14 protein-coding genes and 2 pseudogenes are annotated in these 20,505 nt (G+C 52.5%); 8 read left to right on the top strand and 8 right to left on the bottom strand.

The window, feature by feature from the left end; translation table 11 throughout:
* The first annotated feature begins 72 nt into the window (after window positions 1–72).
* The gene (locus tag AC2FID_RS17050; protein ID WP_496837866.1) at window positions 73–1,041 is read left to right on the top strand and encodes a LysR family transcriptional regulator; all 969 of its coding nucleotides are present in this window, start codon (window positions 73–75) and stop codon (window positions 1,039–1,041) included.
* 88 nt (window positions 1,042–1,129) lie between these two features.
* On the opposite strand, the pseudogene AC2FID_RS17045 reads toward AC2FID_RS17050, so the two are convergent.
* From AC2FID_RS17045 to AC2FID_RS17025, 5 genes and pseudogenes are all read right to left on the bottom strand, one after another.
* A pseudogene (locus AC2FID_RS17045) lies at window positions 1,130–1,225 on the bottom strand (IS5/IS1182 family transposase); the annotation flags it as partial.
* Window positions 1,226–1,256: 31 nt separating this feature from the next.
* Entirely contained in the window at window positions 1,257–4,457 is a 3,201-nt protein-coding gene (locus AC2FID_RS17040) for an ATP-binding protein (RefSeq protein ID WP_496837864.1), read from the bottom strand.
* Between the two features lie 573 nt (window positions 4,458–5,030).
* Entirely contained in the window at window positions 5,031–5,603 is a 573-nt protein-coding gene (locus AC2FID_RS17035) for a TetR/AcrR family transcriptional regulator (protein ID WP_496837862.1), read from the bottom strand.
* Window positions 5,600–6,118: a dihydrofolate reductase family protein gene (locus AC2FID_RS17030; RefSeq protein WP_496837860.1), complete on the bottom strand. Its 519-nt coding sequence runs from the start codon at window positions 6,116–6,118 to the stop codon at window positions 5,600–5,602. Before AC2FID_RS17030 ends, AC2FID_RS17035 begins: the two co-directional genes overlap by 4 nt.
* A gap of 97 nt (window positions 6,119–6,215) precedes the next feature.
* Window positions 6,216–7,082, bottom strand: coding sequence for a LysR substrate-binding domain-containing protein (locus AC2FID_RS17025; protein ID WP_496756834.1), 867 nt, complete (start codon window positions 7,080–7,082; stop codon window positions 6,216–6,218).
* A 103-nt stretch (window positions 7,083–7,185) separates the two neighbouring features.
* Between AC2FID_RS17025 and AC2FID_RS17020 the strand changes: the two genes are divergently transcribed.
* The 6 genes from AC2FID_RS17020 (at window position 7,186) to AC2FID_RS16995 (ending at window position 15,571) form a co-directional block, all read left to right on the top strand.
* Entirely contained in the window at window positions 7,186–8,754 is a 1,569-nt protein-coding gene (locus AC2FID_RS17020; protein WP_496837858.1) for a trimethylamine methyltransferase family protein, read from the top strand.
* A 14-nt stretch (window positions 8,755–8,768) separates the two neighbouring features.
* Window positions 8,769–9,860 carry an aminomethyl transferase family protein gene (locus AC2FID_RS17015; RefSeq protein WP_496837857.1) on the top strand — a complete coding sequence of 364 codons (1,092 nt, stop codon included), beginning with the start codon at window positions 8,769–8,771 and terminating at the stop codon, window positions 9,858–9,860.
* 321 nt (window positions 9,861–10,181) lie between these two features.
* The gene (locus tag AC2FID_RS17010) at window positions 10,182–10,931 is read left to right on the top strand and encodes a Tll0287-like domain-containing protein (RefSeq protein WP_496837855.1); all 750 of its coding nucleotides are present in this window, start codon (window positions 10,182–10,184) and stop codon (window positions 10,929–10,931) included.
* Between the two features lie 14 nt (window positions 10,932–10,945).
* Entirely contained in the window at window positions 10,946–13,633 is a 2,688-nt protein-coding gene (locus AC2FID_RS17005; RefSeq protein ID WP_496837853.1) for a response regulator, read from the top strand.
* A gap of 18 nt (window positions 13,634–13,651) precedes the next feature.
* Entirely contained in the window at window positions 13,652–14,017 is a 366-nt protein-coding gene (locus AC2FID_RS17000; RefSeq protein ID WP_496837851.1) for a response regulator, read from the top strand.
* 6 nt (window positions 14,018–14,023) lie between these two features.
* Window positions 14,024–15,571 carry an adenylate/guanylate cyclase domain-containing protein gene (locus AC2FID_RS16995; RefSeq protein WP_496837849.1) on the top strand — a complete coding sequence of 516 codons (1,548 nt, stop codon included), beginning with the start codon at window positions 14,024–14,026 and terminating at the stop codon, window positions 15,569–15,571.
* Between the two features lie 253 nt (window positions 15,572–15,824).
* Here the strand turns inward: AC2FID_RS16995 and AC2FID_RS16990 are convergent.
* From AC2FID_RS16990 to AC2FID_RS16980, 3 genes and pseudogenes are all read right to left on the bottom strand, one after another.
* Window positions 15,825–15,950 (bottom strand): annotated as a pseudogene (locus AC2FID_RS16990) (IS6 family transposase); the annotation flags it as partial.
* A 266-nt stretch (window positions 15,951–16,216) separates the two neighbouring features.
* Entirely contained in the window at window positions 16,217–17,284 is a 1,068-nt protein-coding gene (locus AC2FID_RS16985) for a ParB/RepB/Spo0J family partition protein (protein WP_496837847.1), read from the bottom strand.
* Window positions 17,277–18,662, bottom strand: coding sequence for an AAA family ATPase (locus tag AC2FID_RS16980; RefSeq protein WP_496837845.1), 1,386 nt, complete (start codon window positions 18,660–18,662; stop codon window positions 17,277–17,279). Before AC2FID_RS16980 ends, AC2FID_RS16985 begins: the two co-directional genes overlap by 8 nt.
* A gap of 578 nt (window positions 18,663–19,240) precedes the next feature.
* Here AC2FID_RS16980 and AC2FID_RS16975 point away from each other — a divergent pair.
* Window positions 19,241–20,500 (top strand): replication initiation protein, encoded by a 1,260-nt coding sequence (locus AC2FID_RS16975; RefSeq protein ID WP_282121591.1) that lies wholly within the window; start codon window positions 19,241–19,243, stop codon window positions 20,498–20,500.
* Window positions 20,501–20,505 lie beyond the last annotated feature (5 nt).

Here is a 20,505-nt window from a genome sequence, read left to right as displayed (position 1 = left end):
CGTAGAGACAAACTGCATAAATACAAATTTGTTATATTTCACTAAACTAAAGTTTTGCTTATATTTAAAAATATGAACCTAACTCAGCTAACTGTATTTCGTGAGGTGATGGAGTCCGGCTCCATCTCTCAAACCGCTAAGAAACTAAATCGCACGCAGCCCGCGATTAGCCTTGCGTTGAAAAACCTTGAAAAGACATTGGGCCTGACGCTTTTCGAACGTAAGGGAAGACGATTGGTGCCAGTCCCCGAGGCGCACTATCTCTTAGCCGAAACTACGGGTATTTTGGATCGCTTGGCGACAATCTCCAGCACGATGGAAGGACTTATCAAAGGGCATGCCGGAAGCTTGAATATTGCAACGATGCCGGGTCCATCTGCCTTTTTGTTCCCACGTTTCATAAGCCAATCAGTTGGTGAAAACCCCGATATTCGCATCACACTTTCGACACGCAGCTCACCGCAGATTATGGAACTTGCCGGGACGCAAAATATCGACTTCGGCTTTGCTGACTTCGAGCATTCAGCCGGCAAAGAACCCCAGTATTCCGCTGAACTTATCCGGGCTGATTGCTTCTGTGCTATTGACTGTGAACATCCTCTTGCGTCGCGCAAGTTCCTGACACTATCGGATCTTGACGGAACGCCAATGGGCGGCCTGCATCCTTCACACCCGTTCCAACGGAAAGTCCGGCAGGAGTTTGAGGACGTTGCCGCGGAGTACAATCAGACTGTTACCTGCCAGTATTTTCTACCTCTTATCCCCTTTGTCAGTTCGGGGCAGTGTTGCAGCATCGTTGACCCGCTGACTGTTGCGACCGAAAAAGAGCTTAATCTATCCAACGGAAAGCTTGTGTTTTTGCCTTTCGAGAAACCGCTAAGATATGAATACGCTCTCCTCGAACCCGACCACCGACCACCGTCCCAATTGGCAATTCAGATTAAAGCGGGCTGGAAAGCAGAAGTGTTAAAGAAATTGGAGGCGGTGCAGGCAAACCCTCACGCAACATCGGTTGATGATGCGCGGCGCGAACAGAATTAAAGCTGTGAGGATTGCGACCTGAAATCCAATAAGAACGAATATCGGCAATGACCAATGTGCTTTTATCCGAGGCTGTTTTGCTCAAATTGCGAGCGTTCCACCCAACTTCCCCTACCGCCTTGATGCCTGTACTGTCAAAGAGCAGGTTCAGCGGGCTATTGCCAACGCGATAGGGCAGGCTCACGTTCCATGATCCGAACGAGGAAACCGTTTGCTCAACCGTTTGCGTCCCGGAGACTTTGTTTTGAACGAACCGCGCGCTCGATCAACATTTGCGCCTTTTGACTTTGGGCAACCGAGATAGCTTGGTCAAAGGCGGCATTTGCTGAATCGATATCTCCTTGTGCTGCACTGATTTCTCCTTTGATACGGAGCAACTCAGCCTCAGCCCAGTGTTCTCCTGTGATATCCTGTTCTCGCAATGCGCGATCCACTGTACGTTGGGCAGCGCTAGGATCACCGGCCCTGAGAAGGGCTTTCGCGTGTTCAGCCAAATAGAGCGTTACCCAAAGCCAGCATCCTTTTGCGCGATACTCTTCTAAGGCCTTGTCCAGTTGATGGACAGCGCCGGGAACATCGGTCATGCAGGCTAGGACAGCATCATGAATGGCAACAAAATCCTTCCACAACGCCATGTCGTGCTCGTCCGAGACCCGTCGCATTTCCTCATTGATCTCGGTTGCGTTTTCTATGTCGCCAATCCAGATCGTCAGGGTGACTGCGTGCAGACCTGCGTAACAGATTGTGTTGGCGTGTTTGAGCTCGCGGGCTCGGGCAAGAGCCTTGTCGCAGGTCTGCCGTGCCATGTCTTCGTCGCCGCACATCCATTGTGCAAGGAGCATGTAGCACCAGATCTGCACACCCGGATCCTGAGCGAATTTCGTAGAGAAATCTACGATCTCGGCCGAATGATAGAGCTCATAAGCGACTTCGAGATCTTGAAGTGCCTCAGCAGACCGGCCCTTAGCGATCAGGGTCGCAGCCCGCATCCGGCGAGAAATCAGTTTTGGGATCGGGTCAGGTTCGTTCGCCACGTCCTTTACCAGTCTCGAAACCAGATCGAACGCTTTGTGCAGATCGTTGCCGATATATGGCGCGATCCAGGTCCCATAGTAGATTGCGACCGTGAGTTCCGGGTCCTTGGTTGCCTCTATCCGTTCCAATGCTTTCGAGAATGCTTCGCTGGCTTCAGCTGATGCATAGCCATCCTTCGCGATATGTACTTGCGCGAGTTGCACCAGAAGCGCTAGCTCTCGTTCGCGCCAATCCGGTTTGTCCAGTAAACCCGCGACCAGCGTCAGGGCATTTCGCAGGTGATTTCCCGCCTCAATATATGCCGGTCGGGCCTGAGCTTTTCTGGCAGCCTCGCCCCATAAAGTAATGGCCTTTTCCCTCAACCCAGCCTCAGTCGCATGATGTGCGATCAATTCCGGGGGTGCATTCGGGTCAGCCTCAAACAGATCCGTAAGTCGGTGATGGATTTCCAGACGTCGGCGTTTCAGCAAGCTTTCATAGGCTACGTCCCGAACCAGAGCATGCTTGAATACATATGTCGCATCCGGAGGAATCCCCCGCCGAAATACAAGTTCGCTGCGCTCAAGCTGTCCCAGCGCATCGTCCAGCGTCAGATCATCGACGCGGGCGATTTTTGCCAAGGAGGCTCGGTCGAAACTTCGGCCGATGCAGGCGGCTATCTGGGCGATTTCTTTAACCGGCTGAAGCCGGTCGATCCGGGCCATGAGGGAATCATGCAATGTCGCAGGTATAGTCACCCGGTCGATGGGACCTGTGAGTTGGAAACTGTCCTCGGTCTCAATAAGGTCGCCGGACTCCAATATGGTCTTTGTCAGCTCCTCGATAAACAGTGGCACGCCGTCAGTTCGGTGGATGATTTCCCTGATCAGTTCGTCGGGAAGGGTTTTTCCACCAGATATCTTTGCGAGAACACCTTCGATCTGCTCCGAGGCCAGCCGGTTCAATGTTAGCTTGGATACAATTGGATGGCCTCCAAAAGCGTGCTGGAAAGTCGGCCTTGCCGTAATCAAGATCATGACCCGCTCGGCCGCAATCCGGTCCAAACAGGCTTCTAACATCGCAAGCGTCGAGGCATCGCACCAGTGTGCGTCCTCCACCACCAGCAGAACTGGTTTTTCCCGTGAAAGGGCCTGCACTTCTGCCGAGGTTTCTTCCATGATCCGGACGCGAAGTTGTTGTGGCGTCAGAATGAGCTTTTCGGCGGATGGACCCGCCTCAATCTGAAGGAGTTCAGCAATGATCTTTGGGTCGGCAGCCCGGAGTTGCTGGCGGAGCTTTTCGATTTTTACACTTGCCGAGTCGGTTTTCTGGTGGCTCATGGCATGTGTAAGCTGCTGGATAACAGGAAAGAAACTCGAATCCGTGTGATAGGGAGAGCAGTGATAGTTCATCCGGAAATGATCCTGCGTTGAGACCGCATCAATGACGGCACGTGTCAGCCTGGACTTGCCGATGCCTGCCTCACCAATAAGGACAGCGACTTGGCCTTCGCCAGAAGTTGCGCGCTGCCAGCGATCCATGATCAGCCCCAATTCATGATTCCGCCCGATCATGGGCGGAACGGGATTGAGATCTTCCGTTTCGAAACGGCTTTCTAGGCTGCGCTCAGTTCCCACCCTCCAGGCCGGTACCTGCGAATCCAATCCCTTAACGTCGAAATGACCTAACTCTTCTAACTCGAACGTGTCTTGGATCAATTGCTTAGTCGATTCCGGAACCAGAACCTGTCCCGGCTCGGCCAATGCCTGAAGGCGTGCAGCAAGGTTTGGCGTGTCGCCAACAACAGTTTCTTCCCGCGATGCCCCTTCCCCGATGAGGTCGCCGACGACAACCATGCCGGTCGCCACTCCGGCTCGAGCAGATAGTGCCTGCCCATCAGGGGTGCGTATTTCGGCGATCGATCCTACGATTTCCAACGCGGAGCGTGCGGCGCGTTTGGCGTCGTCTTCATGCGCCACCGGCCAACCAAAATAGCACAGGACACCATCACCCATATATTTGGCTACATTCCCTTCATAACGTGTGACAATACCGGCGACCGTGTTTTGATAGTGCTTGATCACCTCGCTCATGTCTTCGGGGTCCAGCCGCGCCGACAATGCCGTTGATCCGGCCAGATCCACAAACAGAGTCGTTAGATGGCGACGCTCGGCCTCGCGTTTGATTTCCGTTACACTGGTCGCGTCAGAATGAGATTGATTGGGTTCTCCAGCATCGATGGCAGTCCGCAACCGCTTTCGCGCGCCCAGTGAAAGGCCGATCTCGCGCATATCCTCATCTGTTAGATCAAAAAGGATATCAAGATCGACCTCATTCTCGACCAGAACCGGCTCCAGATTAAGGAGCTTCATTCGTGACAGCCATTCAACGAGATCGGACATTAGGTGACGGGTCCTCGACGAGGGTCTAAGAACCGTAGTTTTCCCGATCAAGAAGGTTTGGGCAATCAGTAATCCCCAGACGTCGAGTTTGCACAAATCGCAAAAGATATCGCCATATATGGCATGTGGGCATAAGAACAGAGAGCCAACTAGGTTGGCTTGGGACCTAGAGATGAGAAAGCCAGAATGCGGCTAAACAAAAGAGCATTCAAAAAAAATTACCTGTGTAGAAAACGCTGGGAACCGCATCGTCGGGCTGGGAACCATTTGATAGTTTGTCGAAATTGCAAATGTGCTAGTTAACCGCGGTGTGTGAGTGCACCTAACTCCAGGGTTCTGCGCCCGCGGGGGTCGGCAGGTTCGACGGGCCGCATTGCGGCTTCCATTATAGCAGGTAGGTGTCGGCCAAGATCTGGAACCGGCCCAGAGCAGTCAGTCGTTGGGGTCTTGCCATGCGGCGCTTGCAGCTCGCATTGCTACCATTCGCTGCGGACGCGAAGACATGACCTCATGTTGATATCCACGTCTTTTGCATTGTTCCGGCGGACGCCTCTGATGCGTATGTTCTTCATTTTAGATCGACCTGACATCACCTGCTGCTTGACCAAGAATCCAGTCGATCCCACACAGAAAGTCATCTATTGTGAGCGGATTGTTTTCTCCGCTGGATGCAGAGAGTACAAACCCATGTGCATAGTCGATGAGCACGTGAACAAGGACGTTACCGCCATCGCTGTTTTCAAGTTGGTCCGTGCTGGCCTTTAGTTCTACCGCCACGTTCATAAGGTCCGCGCTCATGAGCGTCACATCGTCCAGGATGGCACGGAGTAGATTGGCGTTCTTCAAAGCGTATGCATAGTAAGTCGCCATAATTGCTCGGGCACGCTTGACCGGAGCACCTCCGCCCACACCATCCAACACGCCTGCAAACGCCACTTCTACCAGATCGGTCAAAAGCTGTTTCTTGCTACCTGCGTGATAGGTCACGGCCATCGGAGTGACGCCGAGTTGATCCGCAAGAATGCGAAAGGATAGCGTATCAACACCGGCGCTTTGGGCGATCGGCAATGCAGTCTGCAGGATCACCTGTTTCGAAAGGCGCTGCTCAGCCTTTGGCGGCCGCCCCGGTGGGGCAGTTTTCGTCATCTGATTTTCAATCTGTAATCGAGATCAACCAGACCAGAGGGAAAGCTGCTAACCGAAACCAGTTCTAGATCAACGTCGCCTTGTGTCTCGCCGAATATCCGAATGCCTTCACCAATCAGGATGGGAATCAAAGTGATCCGCATGTCTTCAATCAGCCCGGCTTTGAGGAATGAACAGATGATTGATCCGCCATCCACGTAAACTCGACTGAAACCACGCGCGTCAAAGCTCATCATCAATTCGTTTGGTGTTTTGTCTGAAACCTCAACCTTCTCACGTAGGTCATTAGGGATGTCGTCGGCTGTCATCGAGCGACTGAGAACCACCACAGGTTTCGTGTATGGCCACGCTCCAAACCCCCTAACCGTCCGGTACGATCCCGACCCCATTACGATCACATCGACACTGTCCTGAAAGGCTGTGAACCCGTGATCTTCATCCTTGGTGGGTTGCTTATTCAACCAATCCAGCCTGTGATCCGACCTTGCAACAAAGCCGTCCAGACTCATTGCCATCATAATATGTCCTGTGGGCATCGTCTGGATCTCCTACACATTTTTATATGCCGTATAATAATATCCTTGCGACGCTCAAGGGGGAAAAACTTCAGGCTTAGCTCTGAACCCAATCCGAGAATGCCCGCACTGCGCCAATTGGAGCGGTTCTGTGCGGTTGAACTAAGAAATACCCGTATTCAGGCAGAACGGTTTCCGACAATCTAAACAGCCTTTCCGCATTCAAATCGCCCCCAACCAAGTCATCCATCAAAGCGATGCCCTGTCCGTCGATGACCGCTTGCACCCGAACATTCGGGTCAGGAACGATCAGCACATCTCGCCTTGATTGCCGAGGAAGCTTTGCGGCGTTCAGCCAATCTGACCAAGCGCTGCTGTCATCACGATCTCTCAGCAACGTAAGTTGCGATATTGCCGGCCCTATTCCCAACTCATTCACCAGGTCGGCCGCCGCCCGATTACCTACTGGATACGGCCGCAAATGCATGAACGGTGTAACGGTGCCATCACTCCAATTCCCGTTGCCCCACCTAATTGCCAGGTCCACTTCCTGCATCTCTGCCTGCGAAAACTCGATCATCGGTTGAATGCGAAGCTGCACATCCGGGTGGTTTTGCATGAATGACATCAGGCGTGGCGACAGCCAGCGCGCAGCGAAATAGGTCGAGACACCAACAGTCAAAGAGCGCGACGAAATCCCTTTCAACGCCTGAATTTCGGTTTCGATTTCTTCGTATCGGGTCTGGCAGATTGCGAGCAGTTTCAGCCCTTCACCGGTGAGTGTGACACCGCGCGTTGTGCGCTGAAACAAAGCCATCCCCAGATCGGCCTCAAGCGTTTTGATCTGATAACTGATCGCGCCCTTTGTCATATTGAGCGCCGACGCTGCCGTCGAAAAGCTGGAATAGCGGGCGATCTCGGCAAATATCCTAAGCAAGTCGTGGTGATAAAAGCGGGCAGTCATAAGTGCAGCGTACAAATTTTCTGAACACTGAGAAAAGAAATTTTCGATTTTCGAGGCAATTTTTTAAGCCCAAAATTTGCATCTAGTTGCGTGAAACGAAAAGATGACGTTGGACCCTTTGAACGCTGTAGCAGACACATCAACACCGGCGGGGCGTCGCAGACGCGTGCGCCGACGCCGCTTGGCCCGTGACAATGAGCCCTCTGAAAGCACGCCGTTCACAGGGCGCAAGATACCTGCATATAATCTTTTGAGCGAAACGGCACTGACCCGGATCGAAGATCAAGCCGATTGGATTCTAAGCAATATTGGTGTCGAGTTCCGGGGGGATCGTACCGCGCTTGATCACTTCGCCCAAACCGGTGCACGCATCGATGGCGAACGTGTACGGTTTGAACCGGGTCACGTCCGCGCGCTTTGCGCTACCGCCCCTTGTGAATTTCAGTTGCATGGTCGAGACCCGGCCAAAACAGTGACACTTGGCGGCGACAACGTTGTGCTGATGCCGGGATATGGCTCTCCGTTTGTCAGCGATCTGGCGAATGGCCGCCGCTATGCGACGCTGGAGGACTTCCGCAACTTCGTCAAACTGGCCTACACTGCCCCTGCCCTGCACCATTCCGGCGGCACGGTGGTCGAGCCGACAGATGTACCGGTGAACAAACGACATCTGGACATGATGCTGGCGCATCTGACGCTGTCGACCAAACCCTTTATGGGATCTGTCACAGCACCTGAGCGTGCGCGGGATAGTATCGAGGTGGCTCGCTTAGTCTTTGGGCGCGACTTCATGAAGTGTCACGCGGTGATGCAGGCAAATATCAACGTCAATTCGCCGCTGGTTTATGATGATACCATGTCGTCGGCTCTGCGTATCTATGCGGAGGCAGGCCAATGTGTCTGCGTCTCCCCAGCGATTTTCGCGGGTGCCATGGGGCCGCTTTCGCCGGCGGCGGTAGCGGCGCAAACTCTGGCAGAAGCGATGGTTGGCATTGCGCTTGCGCAACTGGTGCGCCCTGGTTGTCCGGTGGTCTTCGGCTCGTTCCACTCCACAATGAACTTGCGTACGGGCGCTCTGACCTTTGGATCGCCCGAGGCGAACATGACCACGATGGCGCTTACTCAATTGGGACGAAGGCTTGGCGTGCCTGTGCGGTCCGGCGGCGGACAGATCACCGCCTCCAATGCGCCCGACGGGCAAGCGTTGCAGGATAGCACCGGTGCAATGTGGTCCACGCTTTTGTCCGGGGCCCATCAGGTTTGGCATGCGGCGGGCTGGCTCGAAGGTGGGCTTGTGATGTCCTACGAGAAATTCATCATGGATCTCGACCACTGTGGCGCGATGCTGAAACTGTTGCAGGGCTTCGAAACGGATGACGAGGCCTTTGGCCGTGATGCCTATTTTGAAACGGGCCCGGGCGAAAATTTCCTGTCGACCAGTCACACGCTACGGCACTATGCGACGGCGAATTTTGAGCCACAGATTTCTGACGCCGGACCCTTCGAAACCTGGTCCGAAAATGGTGCTCTTACAACAGATCAACGTGCCACTGGGCGGTGGCGTCAGATGTTGAACGACTATCAATGCCCCGAAATGGAACCCGAAATCCAAGCCGCGCTTGAAGACTTCGTGTCAGATCGCAAAGCACGAATGCCGGACGAATGGTACTAGAGAGAGGAACCCCCATGGCCGAAGAACTTAGCCGCACATCCGCGCTTGCATCCCGCCACACCGCGCTTGGATCGGGGCTTGAGGATTGGAATGGTATGGGCACCGCCTGGACCTACCGCACCGACCCCAACGATGAACACGATGCGGTTCGCGAACGCGCGGGAATGTTTGACATGTCGCCTCTGAAAAAGGTGTTCGTGCGCGGTCCTGACGCCCAAGCGGTTCTTGATCACCTTACCACACGCGATCTTTCCAAGGTCACACCGGGAAAGGCGGCTTACCTGTGCGTTCTGACAGATGAGGGCGGGATCGCCGACGATGCCATAGTGTCCAACAACAGCGGTGACGAATGGATGATCGTGCATGGCTCGGGCAACACGATGGCGCTCCTGGAGAATTCGGCGGCAGGGCGTGACGTCCAGGTCGAATTTACCGACGACTTGCATGACCTGTCCGTGCAGGGGCCAGCCTCGCTGGATATCATCAATGCTCATATCAACATCGATCTCGCCAAACTGGGCTACTTTGAACATGCGCCTGCTGTGCTCTTTGGTCATCCCTGCCGCATTTCGCGTACCGGATATTCCGGCGAACGCGGCTACGAGATTTTTGCCGATGGCTCTGTGATCACCGACATTTGGGACAAACTGGCGGAGGCAGGCGTCATGCCCTGCTCCTTTACAGCACTCGACAAGGTGCGGATCGAGGCGGGGCTGCTATTCTACGGATATGACATGACCGAAGTCAACACGCCCTGGGAGGTCGGCCTTGGCTTTACTGTCAACAAATCCAAGGGCGATTTTCGCGGCAAATCGGCCGTCATGACTGCAAAAGGTTCCGAAAAGGTCAATAACTTCTGCCTGGATATCGATCATTCTGACATGGTCGATGGCGGAGAAACCCTGTTATTGAATGGCGCGGCGGTGGGCGTCATCAACAGCCCCTGCTTCTCGCACCGTTTGGGCAAATCGCTCGCCCTTGCGCATGTTCAGCCCGAGCTTACCATCGGAACCACGCTAAAGGTTTCAGGAAATGACTTCGCGACAAACGCAACAATTGTGTCCAGCCCGATTTACGACCCCGAAAAAGTTCGCACACATAGTTAGGGAGGTCTTGGCAGGCAGCGACGGTGCCTGTGTTTCAGCCTCGCTAGCAATGTCTCGGTATGGTTCACGGATCGATCTTGCCACTTTGCGTTGCGGCTCTTTCGGGCGGCATCGGTTTTTCAAAAGGCAGGGTCGATGTCTGATTTTCGGACAAAGTTATTTGGTGCACAAGCAACGCGGTTACTAGCTCTTCCGTCACATCCTACACGCCATTTTTGGCTGCACACTCCATTCGGGCCGAATTCATAAGACAGTTTGGCGATTTTTTGCTAGTCTATCTTATTGTCACTGCACTCGACTTTACGTGGGGGCGTTGGTCTATTGAAAAAACTAATTTTGAAAGCAGCGGTCGTTCTGAGTACAATCTGTCCGCTTAGTCTGGACGGTGTTGCGGCGCAAACCGCCGAAGAAGTTGAAACGGGCAACCGACTGGCGGCAGTGCTACGGGCCGGCAGAAGTGTCGTGTCGAACAGTCAGGACTTAATCAACAATCCGGATATTACCGACAAAGGGCTGTCCGGTGATGTGTTCTACAAGCAAGTTATTGAGGCCTACTTGGAGGCCAATGGTGAACCACCACTGCATGATGGGTTGGACCCACTGGAGCAAAAGCTTACAGAAACGCAGCTGGACGCTATGGTCACGGTAATCGACGCAAACCAAGAGATAATAAATGCCGAGGGAGTGGCATTCAAAGGATTTATTCCGGCGGTTTTTGCGCGGTTGGTAAATGAACAGTTCGCTGATGAAATTGGCACGTCTGCCATGGTCAAGGTAACGGCGCCTTCAGAACTTGTCCGCAATCGCATGGCCCGTCCGGATACTTGGGAAAACTCGGTCATAGAGGAAAAGTTCAAGGACACATCTTGGACCGAAGGGCAGCCATTTTTCGAAGAAACCAACGTTTCTGGAACACCTGCTTTCCGTATGCTGATTCCAGAATACTACTCTGAGTCCTGTCTTTCATGCCACGGATCGCCAGCGGGTGAAACGGATGTGACTGGTTTCCCAAAGGAAGGTGGGCAACTTGGTGATCTGGCGGGTGCAATTAGCATAACCCTTTTTAGATGAAACAAGAATCTGGTGTGAGTAACAATTGGCGGTGGGTGTCCGAAAATACTATTCCGGTGCGCATAGGATCACTGTCGGCGCTCTTGTTAGCTGCTTTGGTCGTGAGCACCATCGTGATGGTCTACGATCTGGCGCGTAACCAAGCCCGCATACAAGACGCAAATACTGAGTTTCACCGGCTGGAAGTGGCAGGCCAGGCAGATCGTCAATTTGGAGAAATGAGGTACTGGCTGACGGATCTTTCTGTCAGCTTACTGACCCTTTCTGAGCGGCGCGCCAACGAAGCAAGTACAAAGCTCAATAGCAGCCTCGAACAGCTCTCCGATTTTGCACCCGAGTCCGCAGCCAGCGTACAAGAGCAGGCAAACTCCTATTACGATACTTCCATGCAAGCAGCCGATGCTTACACCGACGGCAACAGAGTGCTGGGAAATACTTTACTTGCACAGGCCCGAGTGGCCAGTGATGCCGTCGACAAGACGCTGACGCAATTGGTCGATGACCTATCTGAAAGCGCCGACCAAACCAGAAATGAAGCAACGATTGCCGCCAAGGCAGCGATGAACCGAGCGATCATTGCATGTGTTGTCATTGTGATATTGGGAGCGCTTCTTACTTGGCGTGCTCTGAGGTCGATTGTTGTGCCTCTGCATGCAATCAACATTGCGATTTCAGGCCTAATCCGGGGTGAACGGGATGTCACGTTGCCGCCCGAAGGCCCTGATGAGCTAGGCCGGATGTCCCAAGCGCTAAGAGCGCTTCGCGACAGTCAGGACAAACGGCGCGAACTAGAAGAAGAAGCGCGTGCGCAGCGCAATACGATTCTGACAGCAATTGAAACAATTCCAGACGGATTTGCGCTGTTCGACAACGAAGACGAGCTCATACTCTTTAATGACCGGTTCCGCAGCATTTTTGCACATGTAGACGACATACTTGGGCCGGGCACGCGGTTCGAGGATATCTTGCGGCTGCAACTGGAACAAAAATCGGTTGATACCGATGGTGTGCCTGACGAAGAGTGGATTAGCAGCCGGCTTGCACGACATCGCAGACCTGACGGGGATCGCCAAGAAGTCTTGCTGGGTGGCGCATGGATTCAGGTGTCAAAACGCCAGACACCAGACGGGGGCACGGTCGCCGTATATAGCGATATTTCTGACCTTAAGTCCAAACAGGAACAACTTGAAGAAGCCAACGCACAGGCGATCGCCGCCAGCTCTGCAAAAAGCCAGTTTCTGGCTTCCATGAGCCACGAGTTGCGCACTCCTTTGAACGCGATCATCGGTTATAGCGAAATGCTGTCCGAAGATGCACAGGATATGGGATTCGAGACAGCGACCGATGATCTGGAGAAGATCATGGCATCCGGGCGACATCTGCTCTCGCTTATTAATGACGTTCTTGATCTGTCCAAAATCGAAGCGGGCAAAATGGAAATGTACCCGGAACGCTTCGCCCTCCGGCCTTTGTTGGACGAAGTCGCTTCAACGGTGGTGCCTTTGGTGAGCAAGAATGGAAATGAATTGGTTCTCTCTGTTGATCTCGAAGACACTGATGAGATCGAAACCGATAAAACCAAACTCCGACAGAACCTCTTCAACCTGTTGTCCAACGCTGCAAAGTTCACCGAAAGTGGTAAGATTGAACTTCTTGTCTCCAAACTTGAAAAAAACGACCAGGACTATTTTCGATTTTCAGTGACAGACGAAGGTATCGGCATGACTCCGGAGCAACGCGACAAGCTGTTCCAGGCGTTCGTACAAGCTGATCAATCAACTACGCGAAATTTTGGGGGCACCGGGCTTGGGCTCGCCATTGCACAGGAATTTACGCGTATGATGGGTGGACACATATCCGTCGATAGCAAAGAGGGTGTTGGATCAACCTTCTCTTTTGAAATTCCGGCGCGCTACGATGCCGTTTCTACTTTGGTTGACGATCAAAGGGAGGCGTCACCAGGCACTGGTCTGGGCAGCGTGCTGATCGTAGATGATGAAGAAGACGCACGGAACGCGGTTGCACAAATCGTGCGCGAGGAAGGATATGATGTCTTGCTGGCATCGAATGCGGAGGCAGGCATGGAAATCGCGCGCTCGCAAAAGCCTGACGTTATTCTTCTGGACGTTATTATGCCCGAACGCGACGGTTGGTCGATGTTGAAAGAACTCAAGGCAGACTCAAAGCTGTGCGAAACACCCGTCGTCCTGGCCACGATTGTCGCGGATCGCGACATGGGCCTTGCCTTCGGAGCGATCGAACACCTGATAAAACCGATTGATCCAGAGCGGCTGATTGCAACACTAGATTCAATCGCCTCGGGTCGCGACAAAGACGTGCTAATAGTTGACGACGATATGTCAACGCGGAACCTGTTTCGCCGTATTTTGACGCGCAATGGTTGGACAGTGCGTGAGGCGGCAGACGGTCACGGCGCGCTCAGCCAATTGAAATCCAAAAGGCCGACTTTGATGGTATTGGACATTATGATGCCGAATGTGGACGGTTTCGATGTGCTCAAAACGGTTCGCACAACCGATGGGCTGACAGATTTGCCGGTTATCGTAGCCACGTCTAAGGATCTAACGCGGGACGAACTGGATTGGTTGAAAGCCCATTCAGATGAGGTCATCCGCAAAGGAGATACGGGTCGAGGTGATCTGATTGCGGCACTGAAACGCCAGTTACAAGATTATTCATAAGTCGGAAAGTTTAAGGCGATGGCAAAGATACTTATTGTGGAAGACAACGATATGAACCTTGATATGCTGTCGCGCCGACTGCAGAGAAAAGGCTACGATACCGTATCGGCCCGCGATGGTCAGGCTGGCGTCGAACAAGCCCTATCGGATAAACCAGATCTGATTTTAATGGACATGAGCCTGCCAGTAATCGACGGTTGGGAGGCGACAAGACAAATTAAAGCAAACTCAGACACAAAAGCTATCCCAGTTGTCGCTTTGACTGCCCATGCGATGCAGAGTGATCGCGACAAAGCCATGGAGGCAGGTTGCGACGAATTCTATACCAAGCCGATCGAACTGCCTGGGTTGCTGGAAATTATTAAAAAACTGCTGGACGGGTAGCGCAGCATGGTTTCAGAGACCCGGAAAGACAAGTTGGCACTAGCCACCCGCATTTCCCAGAACCTCAATGGGCCGTCAGAAGCGATCGTAGGGTTTCATAACCTGCTAACCGAGGAAGTACGCAGAACAGGGCCAGCGGCTGCGCTGGAGGATTTGCAAAAGATTGGCGTCGCCGCCAGCAACCTTACTCAGATGGTCGAAATGTTGGGGAAAGGTGCGCACCAAATCTCTGCCGACAAAGACGCTCAGGCAAAGTTGCGGCATGATTTACGCTCACCTATCAATGCGATCATTGGTTATTCCGAAATGGTTCTGGGTGATTTCGAGGCAGATCTGAAGCCTTCCGCTCGCAGCGACATAAACGCGATCCTGAGCGAAGCGCGTAAGCTGGCGCTACAGATCGACAGCACCATCAGTGATGCGGACATTCCGCAAAGCGCTGAGGACAGTGACCGGGATCAGGAAATTGCGGCCAGCCTTGAACGCAGCCTTGCGAGCTCAGATGCCGGTCGCGAAGCCCTGACCGGGCGTATCTTGGTGATCGATGACGAGGCGGCTAATCGGGAAATCCTGACTCGTTTGCTAGAGCGCCGAGGACACAGTGTGCGATCGGTCGGCTCGGCCAGCGAAACTTTTGAAGCACTAGATCGCGAGGGCTTCGACCTTGTTCTGTTGGATATCCTAATGCCAGAAGTAAATGGCATCGACGTCCTCGAAAGAATGAAAAAAGATCCGTCTTGGCGCGAAATACCCGTGGTCATGGTTTCAGGTCTGAACGAGACAAACGCTATCGCCAAATGTATCAGTGTCGGCGCTGAAGACTATTTGCCAAAACCTATCGACCCGGTGTTACTGCACGCGCGCGTGGATGCCTGCATGGAACGCAGTCGCTGGCGCGCTAAGGAATTGGCGTTCACAAATGAGATCACCTACGAACGTGACAGGGCAGACAAATTGCTGCACTCGATGCTGCCCGCGCCGGTTATCAAACGACTAAACGATGGCGAGACAAACATCGCTGATCGTTTCGTCGGCGCCACCATAATATTCGCGGATATCGTGGAATTTACACCACTGGTAGCCCGCATGGACGCCGGTGACCTGATCCTGGAATTGTCAAACTTGTTCACTGCATTTGATGACCTGGCCACCCTGCACGGTATCGAAAAGATCAAGACGATTGGAGACGCCTACATGGCGGCATCGGGTATTCCTTTGCGTCGCGAGGACCACGCGCTAGCGGCAATAAGCTTTGCGCGTGACATCCTGAGAACGATGTCCGACAGCACAGTTAGTAGCGCGGGTTTGCAAATCCGCATCGGTATCCATTCCGGACCCGTCATTGCTGGTCTGATTGGGCGAAAACGTTCAATTTATGATGTTTGGGGGGAAACCGTGAACCTTGCCAGCCGTCTCGAGGCCACGGGAAGGTCAGGGCACATCCACATCTCCGCGGAAACCAAGGATGCACTGGGTGATCATTTGTCCAACGCGGAAGCGCAAACTCATTTTGTAAAAGGAGTGGGAGAAATAACATCTTACTTCGTATCTTAAGGCTTGTGACACGGTTCTGAGCCCCATCAGTTCGACCGTTTGATAATTTCGAGTTGGAACTTGGCCAAACGGCCTAATTTGTGTCTCAAAAAGCTGATCGTTGCGTTTGCAAACCCTTGGTTCTGGACCAATAAATTTGTTGTCCCCATCTCGGCGACATGGTTCAAGCACCTGAGATGTGGGGGTCATGTTGAGTAGTCTATTCTGGTTGTTGGACGAGTAGATGGCGCGGCTATAGCCTTACTGCGCAAAGGGCCATGATTTCGTCCAAATTCCGGTAAGACACTCCGTACCGCAGGTAGAAGAAAACCGCGAGCGTGATCACGTCATTCGGAAAATGCGCGCCTTCAACGAGATTGTCACGGCCTGCTCTTGTCATGTTCTTGTGCACGCGACCAGGAACGCACTCGACCTGACAGGTAGAGGCAAAGTTTGCGACAGCCCCCCCTCTCACCGCGCTCAGCCATGATCTATCGCAAACTTGAGTTCAAGGAGTTTTATGATAGCACAGCGCCAGTTTCCATAATGATCATTAAAACAGCTTTTTGCTCACTACATTGATGATCCGCATTTGCGCGAGCTTTTAGATGTTATGCGGCCAATGGAAACGTACATCATCCGCTTTGTTCTGATTTCGCCACAAAACTAACCAAGGTGGCGCGCGATCTGTTCTATCAGTTCTTGAGCATCCTCGGTTGATACTCCCCGCACTCGGACTCGAATGCGAACTTCATCTGGTGACAGCTCTGCCTGTACTGTCCCCCCTCCACCCAACTTGATCGGTGTCAACGGTTGGACTAGCTGCGGACGCCCGCCACGGGGCTTATCGGTAGCAGGCGGAGGAGACGACTTCATTGCATTTTCCAGAGCGTCCCATTCGGTTTTAGGGTCAATAACCTCTGCCTCTGCCAGTGCACGACGAAGTTTGCTCTGAGCCCCCCCTCTCAGCGCCGATGCGAGTTTTAAACCCGCCTTCTCCGAAAGCGCCACAGGATGTTGCAGCAGGTCACCGAGAGCTTCATGGACCATTGCAAAGCTGCGAACTTTTGATCTCTTGGCTTTGGAGGCGGCTGCAAACAGGACATCAACTGCTGCCTCGGTAGACTCGAATATCCCCTGCCCTACTGCCAGAACTGCAATACGTCCACGCTCGTATGGGCTTAGGTTAGAGCGTAGCTCATTTTCCTCGACCATCGATACGTAAGCCCCCTGCCCCGAACCGGCACCTCTCACGAAGGCAGGAATGGTCGCAAACCGATCATCAGTTTTGGACAAACGTCTAAATGCGTCTAAGCGCCTGAACCCCGAAATAAGACCATAGCTTTCGCCTTCACGCGTCACTTCAATAGGTGTACGCAGCCCGTTTGTTCTCAAAGACTCCAAGAGCTCTGCCATAGCCTCTTCGTCTTCGACCATCCGATCTCGACGAATATACTCAGCATCAATCGACTCAATCGGTAGCATTTCAGCCACCAAACCCGCATCCTTTGCGTCTCGCCACCTTGCTGCGTCGCTTTGATCCTTGGCTAATTCCACACGGTCCGTCACAGTCGCCATTCCGCTTAAGGATGCAGCCTCTGCTGCTACCTGTGCAATCGGTGGTGTAGGCGTTTTACCGTCAAACGGGTTCAAAGAAGGTTTCGCGGCGAAACCCACCTCCAACTCTTCTAATTCCGCTGTGTTTGGAACGGCAAGTCTTCTACGTTTAGCCATTCGACTCTCCTCCCATTTGGGCATCCCGCCACCAACAACCTATTAGAACTTCCTTGAATTCCGCGTAGGTACGATCAAAAGTTTCACGTCCACGGACATAGGTTTCGCGGTTAAAATCTCGGTAGTCAGCCTCGTAAATACCGTTCACTTGTTCACCGGCCTGCCCGACCAAAGCAGTGAAGTCCTGTCGGTAAGCGTTCATGAAGTCGCCAAAATACGCCTGGATCACGTTCGCCATATCTGTCTGTTGGCTGGCATCAAATCGGGTAATGATTGCCCGAACGACATCCCATTCGAACTTCAACTCTGGCAATCCGGCTGCTCGCTGGGCGGTGTTCTCCCCATCTTCGATACTTGCGAACGTCGTATACAGCATGTCAAAGAAACGGCCGGTTGAATCGAACTCCAGGAATGACGCTCCAAGCGGGACCAAAAGGATATCCGCTGCGGCCAATGCGTTGATCGTTAGGTACCCAAGTGCAGGAGGGGTATCAATGAATACGATGTCGTAATCGTTAAGAACACCTTCAGTCTCAAGGAAGTTGGTCAGACCATCCCACAATGGCCAACTTTTTAACCCCATACGCCAGACCGGGATTTGGAATTCTGCCCAATACAAATTCAGTTGGGCTCCTATAAGGTCGATATTGGGCCAATGGGTTTTCTGAATAACATCAGTTGAACTTGTTGCAAGCGCCTCTTGCAGTGTCTCATCCAAAGGGATTTCGGCCTGCCCGCCAACCTGCCGGACGCGGTTCTCTTCTTGAACGGCCCTCGCGTAATCTTTGGCTATCAGCGGAAAAACTGTTTGCCACTCGTCCGCAACTGTTCCGCCAAGAATTGACGTCATCGATCCCTGGCTATCTAGATCAATTACCAGAACTTTGTAGCCATCTAATGCCGCAGACATAGCAAGGTGAGCAGCGGTTGATGTCTTGCCAACACCCCCTTTGAAGTTCGCTACTGATACGACTTTGGCAGGCAGGCCTTCCGGACGATATGGCAAGTATTCCTTAGTACTGACACCTTCTGCGGCAAAGTGTTTTCTAAGCGTCAAAACCTCTTCAAGAGTAAACCACTTTGAACCTGCTTCTCCCTCTCCTTGTGGGAGTTCGGTATTTGCTTTGAGGACACGTCTTAGGTGAGCAGGAGCTACGGGAATTAAGTACTTGGTGATCTCCCAGATAGAGAAACGACGTAGCCGTTTTTCACCGTCGGGTGCGTAGCCTCTCCGGGCTAGATCCTCGCGCCCTTTTGCGCAGAAAGTGGCAGCTTTAGCGAATCGTGAAGTTCCAATAGGATCAGGTAACTTTGCCGCTGCTTTTTCCGGATCGAGATTGAGATAAGGGGGCAGGGGAGGTTGGTTGTTCTTATTCACTGTCGGTACCTCAGGTAATGTTCGCCTTGGCGGCGTATATAGCGCAATGTAGCGAACATTTGGAGGAGAGGCTATCCTTCCTCTTCGTTTTTTCCACTGAAGTTGTAGCTGCGACCGGGTTTCGCCACGAAACCTGAATAATGAATAAAGCAGAACGCAACAAATCGTTTAGTTACTTTGTATAATTTAGTATATTTGGGATGGAAAAATCTTTTTAATACAAAAGATTACATATTGTTGAGTAACCATTTACAGGGTCAAGGGGACCCGCATACGGGATTAAAAGTACCCAAGTACAGGACGTATGGCGCCAAGTTTCGGTTTGACGGGTCCCGATTCTCAGGACGCCAGTATTTACATTGAAAAAGGCTCTAAATTGGGGTTCAGGGCACGAGAGTTTGCGTGTTCTTTGCTTCGTGCGAGTCTTTCCCATGCGTTTCTGTGGATAACTTTTGGGCTTACTTCGAAAGGTACCCATCCACGGGATCGGCGTCATCCTGTATATAGGCACCTAAAATAGATTGCAACTCAGGTACCTATCATGCAAATAATGAGCAAACGAGCAGCCAGGCAGAATCATGCCGGATACACAAGTAAACATGGACAACCTCTCAGGCGCGTTGCGTCGGGAGACAGTTAAGAAAAACGTCGCCGCGATTCACATCAGCGGGAAGTTGACGCTGTTGCAACGCAAGTTGTCGAACGTTTTGTTGTTGAATGCATATGACGCGCTGACGTCCGCCCCGACCCATACAATTGACGCCCGGACGTTGGCGATGATGGTTGGATATAACTCAAACGACTTTGACACGTTGCGAGCAAGCTTGCGCGCTCTGGCTGAAACGGTCGCTGAATGGGACATGTTGGATGAGCAGGGACGCCAGGAATGGGGTGTTTCATCTTTGTTGAGTTTTGCAAAGTTGAAGAATGGAATCTGTGAATACGCATATTCACCAGCATTGGCGCAGAAACTTTATGATCCGAAAATCTACGCGTTAATAAATGTCCAAATTCAGAGAAATTTTAGTTCAGGACACGGCTTAGCGCTTTATGAAAATTGCTATCGATTTGTCCGGACAGGATCGACGGGTTGGTGGGCGCTGGATGTCTTCAGAAAGCTCATGGGTGTCGACGGAAGCGATTACTATGGCAGCTTCAAGCACCTAAATGCCAAGATCATTAAACCAGCTGTTGCCGAAGTTAACAAAAGCTCTGATATTCTCATTGAGCCTGAATTCCAAAAGAAGGGCCGCACAGTTACAGATATCCGGTTCCTGATAAAGGGTAACCCGCAGAAAGCGATGTTTGAGATTGATGATGAAGATGGCGTTCGCAATCTGACAATCTACAAGACGCTGCGCCAGCAAGGTGTGTCCGACAGATTGGCGCGACAATGGATTTCTGAACATGGCGAAGACTATGTTCGGGAAAAGCTCGAATATGCCAAGGGCAGGGATGGAGTTAAATCGACTCTTGGTTTCCTGTCCGCTGCCTTGCGGGACAACTATCAAGCGCCAGAAAAGAAGACGTCGGCGGTGCCAGGCCCATCAGTGGGTGAAGCTGTAAAACGCAGGACTGCCGAACAAGAGCAGCAGGACAAGGAATACGAAGCAAGAACTGTAGAGCGGACCGAACGTGCGCGGCGATTGGCAATTGTTGAGGACCTGGTTTCGCGGCGAAACCCAACGCAACGCGATGCCGACAAGCGGCTCTTTCTATCGGGCCTTGATAATGATCTCGACCGTGAACATTTCAGAGCTCATGGGTGGCGATCAGGGTTGAACGCCACAAAGATATTTGAATTCTGGGAGGAGCTTGAACCTGAAGCTTTCACCTGAGCGTT

The sequence above is a fragment of the Ruegeria sp. CDSC068 genome, assembly GCF_059610545.1.
Note: the sequence above shows the minus strand (reverse complement) of the source record. Positions and strands in the feature narration are given on the sequence as shown.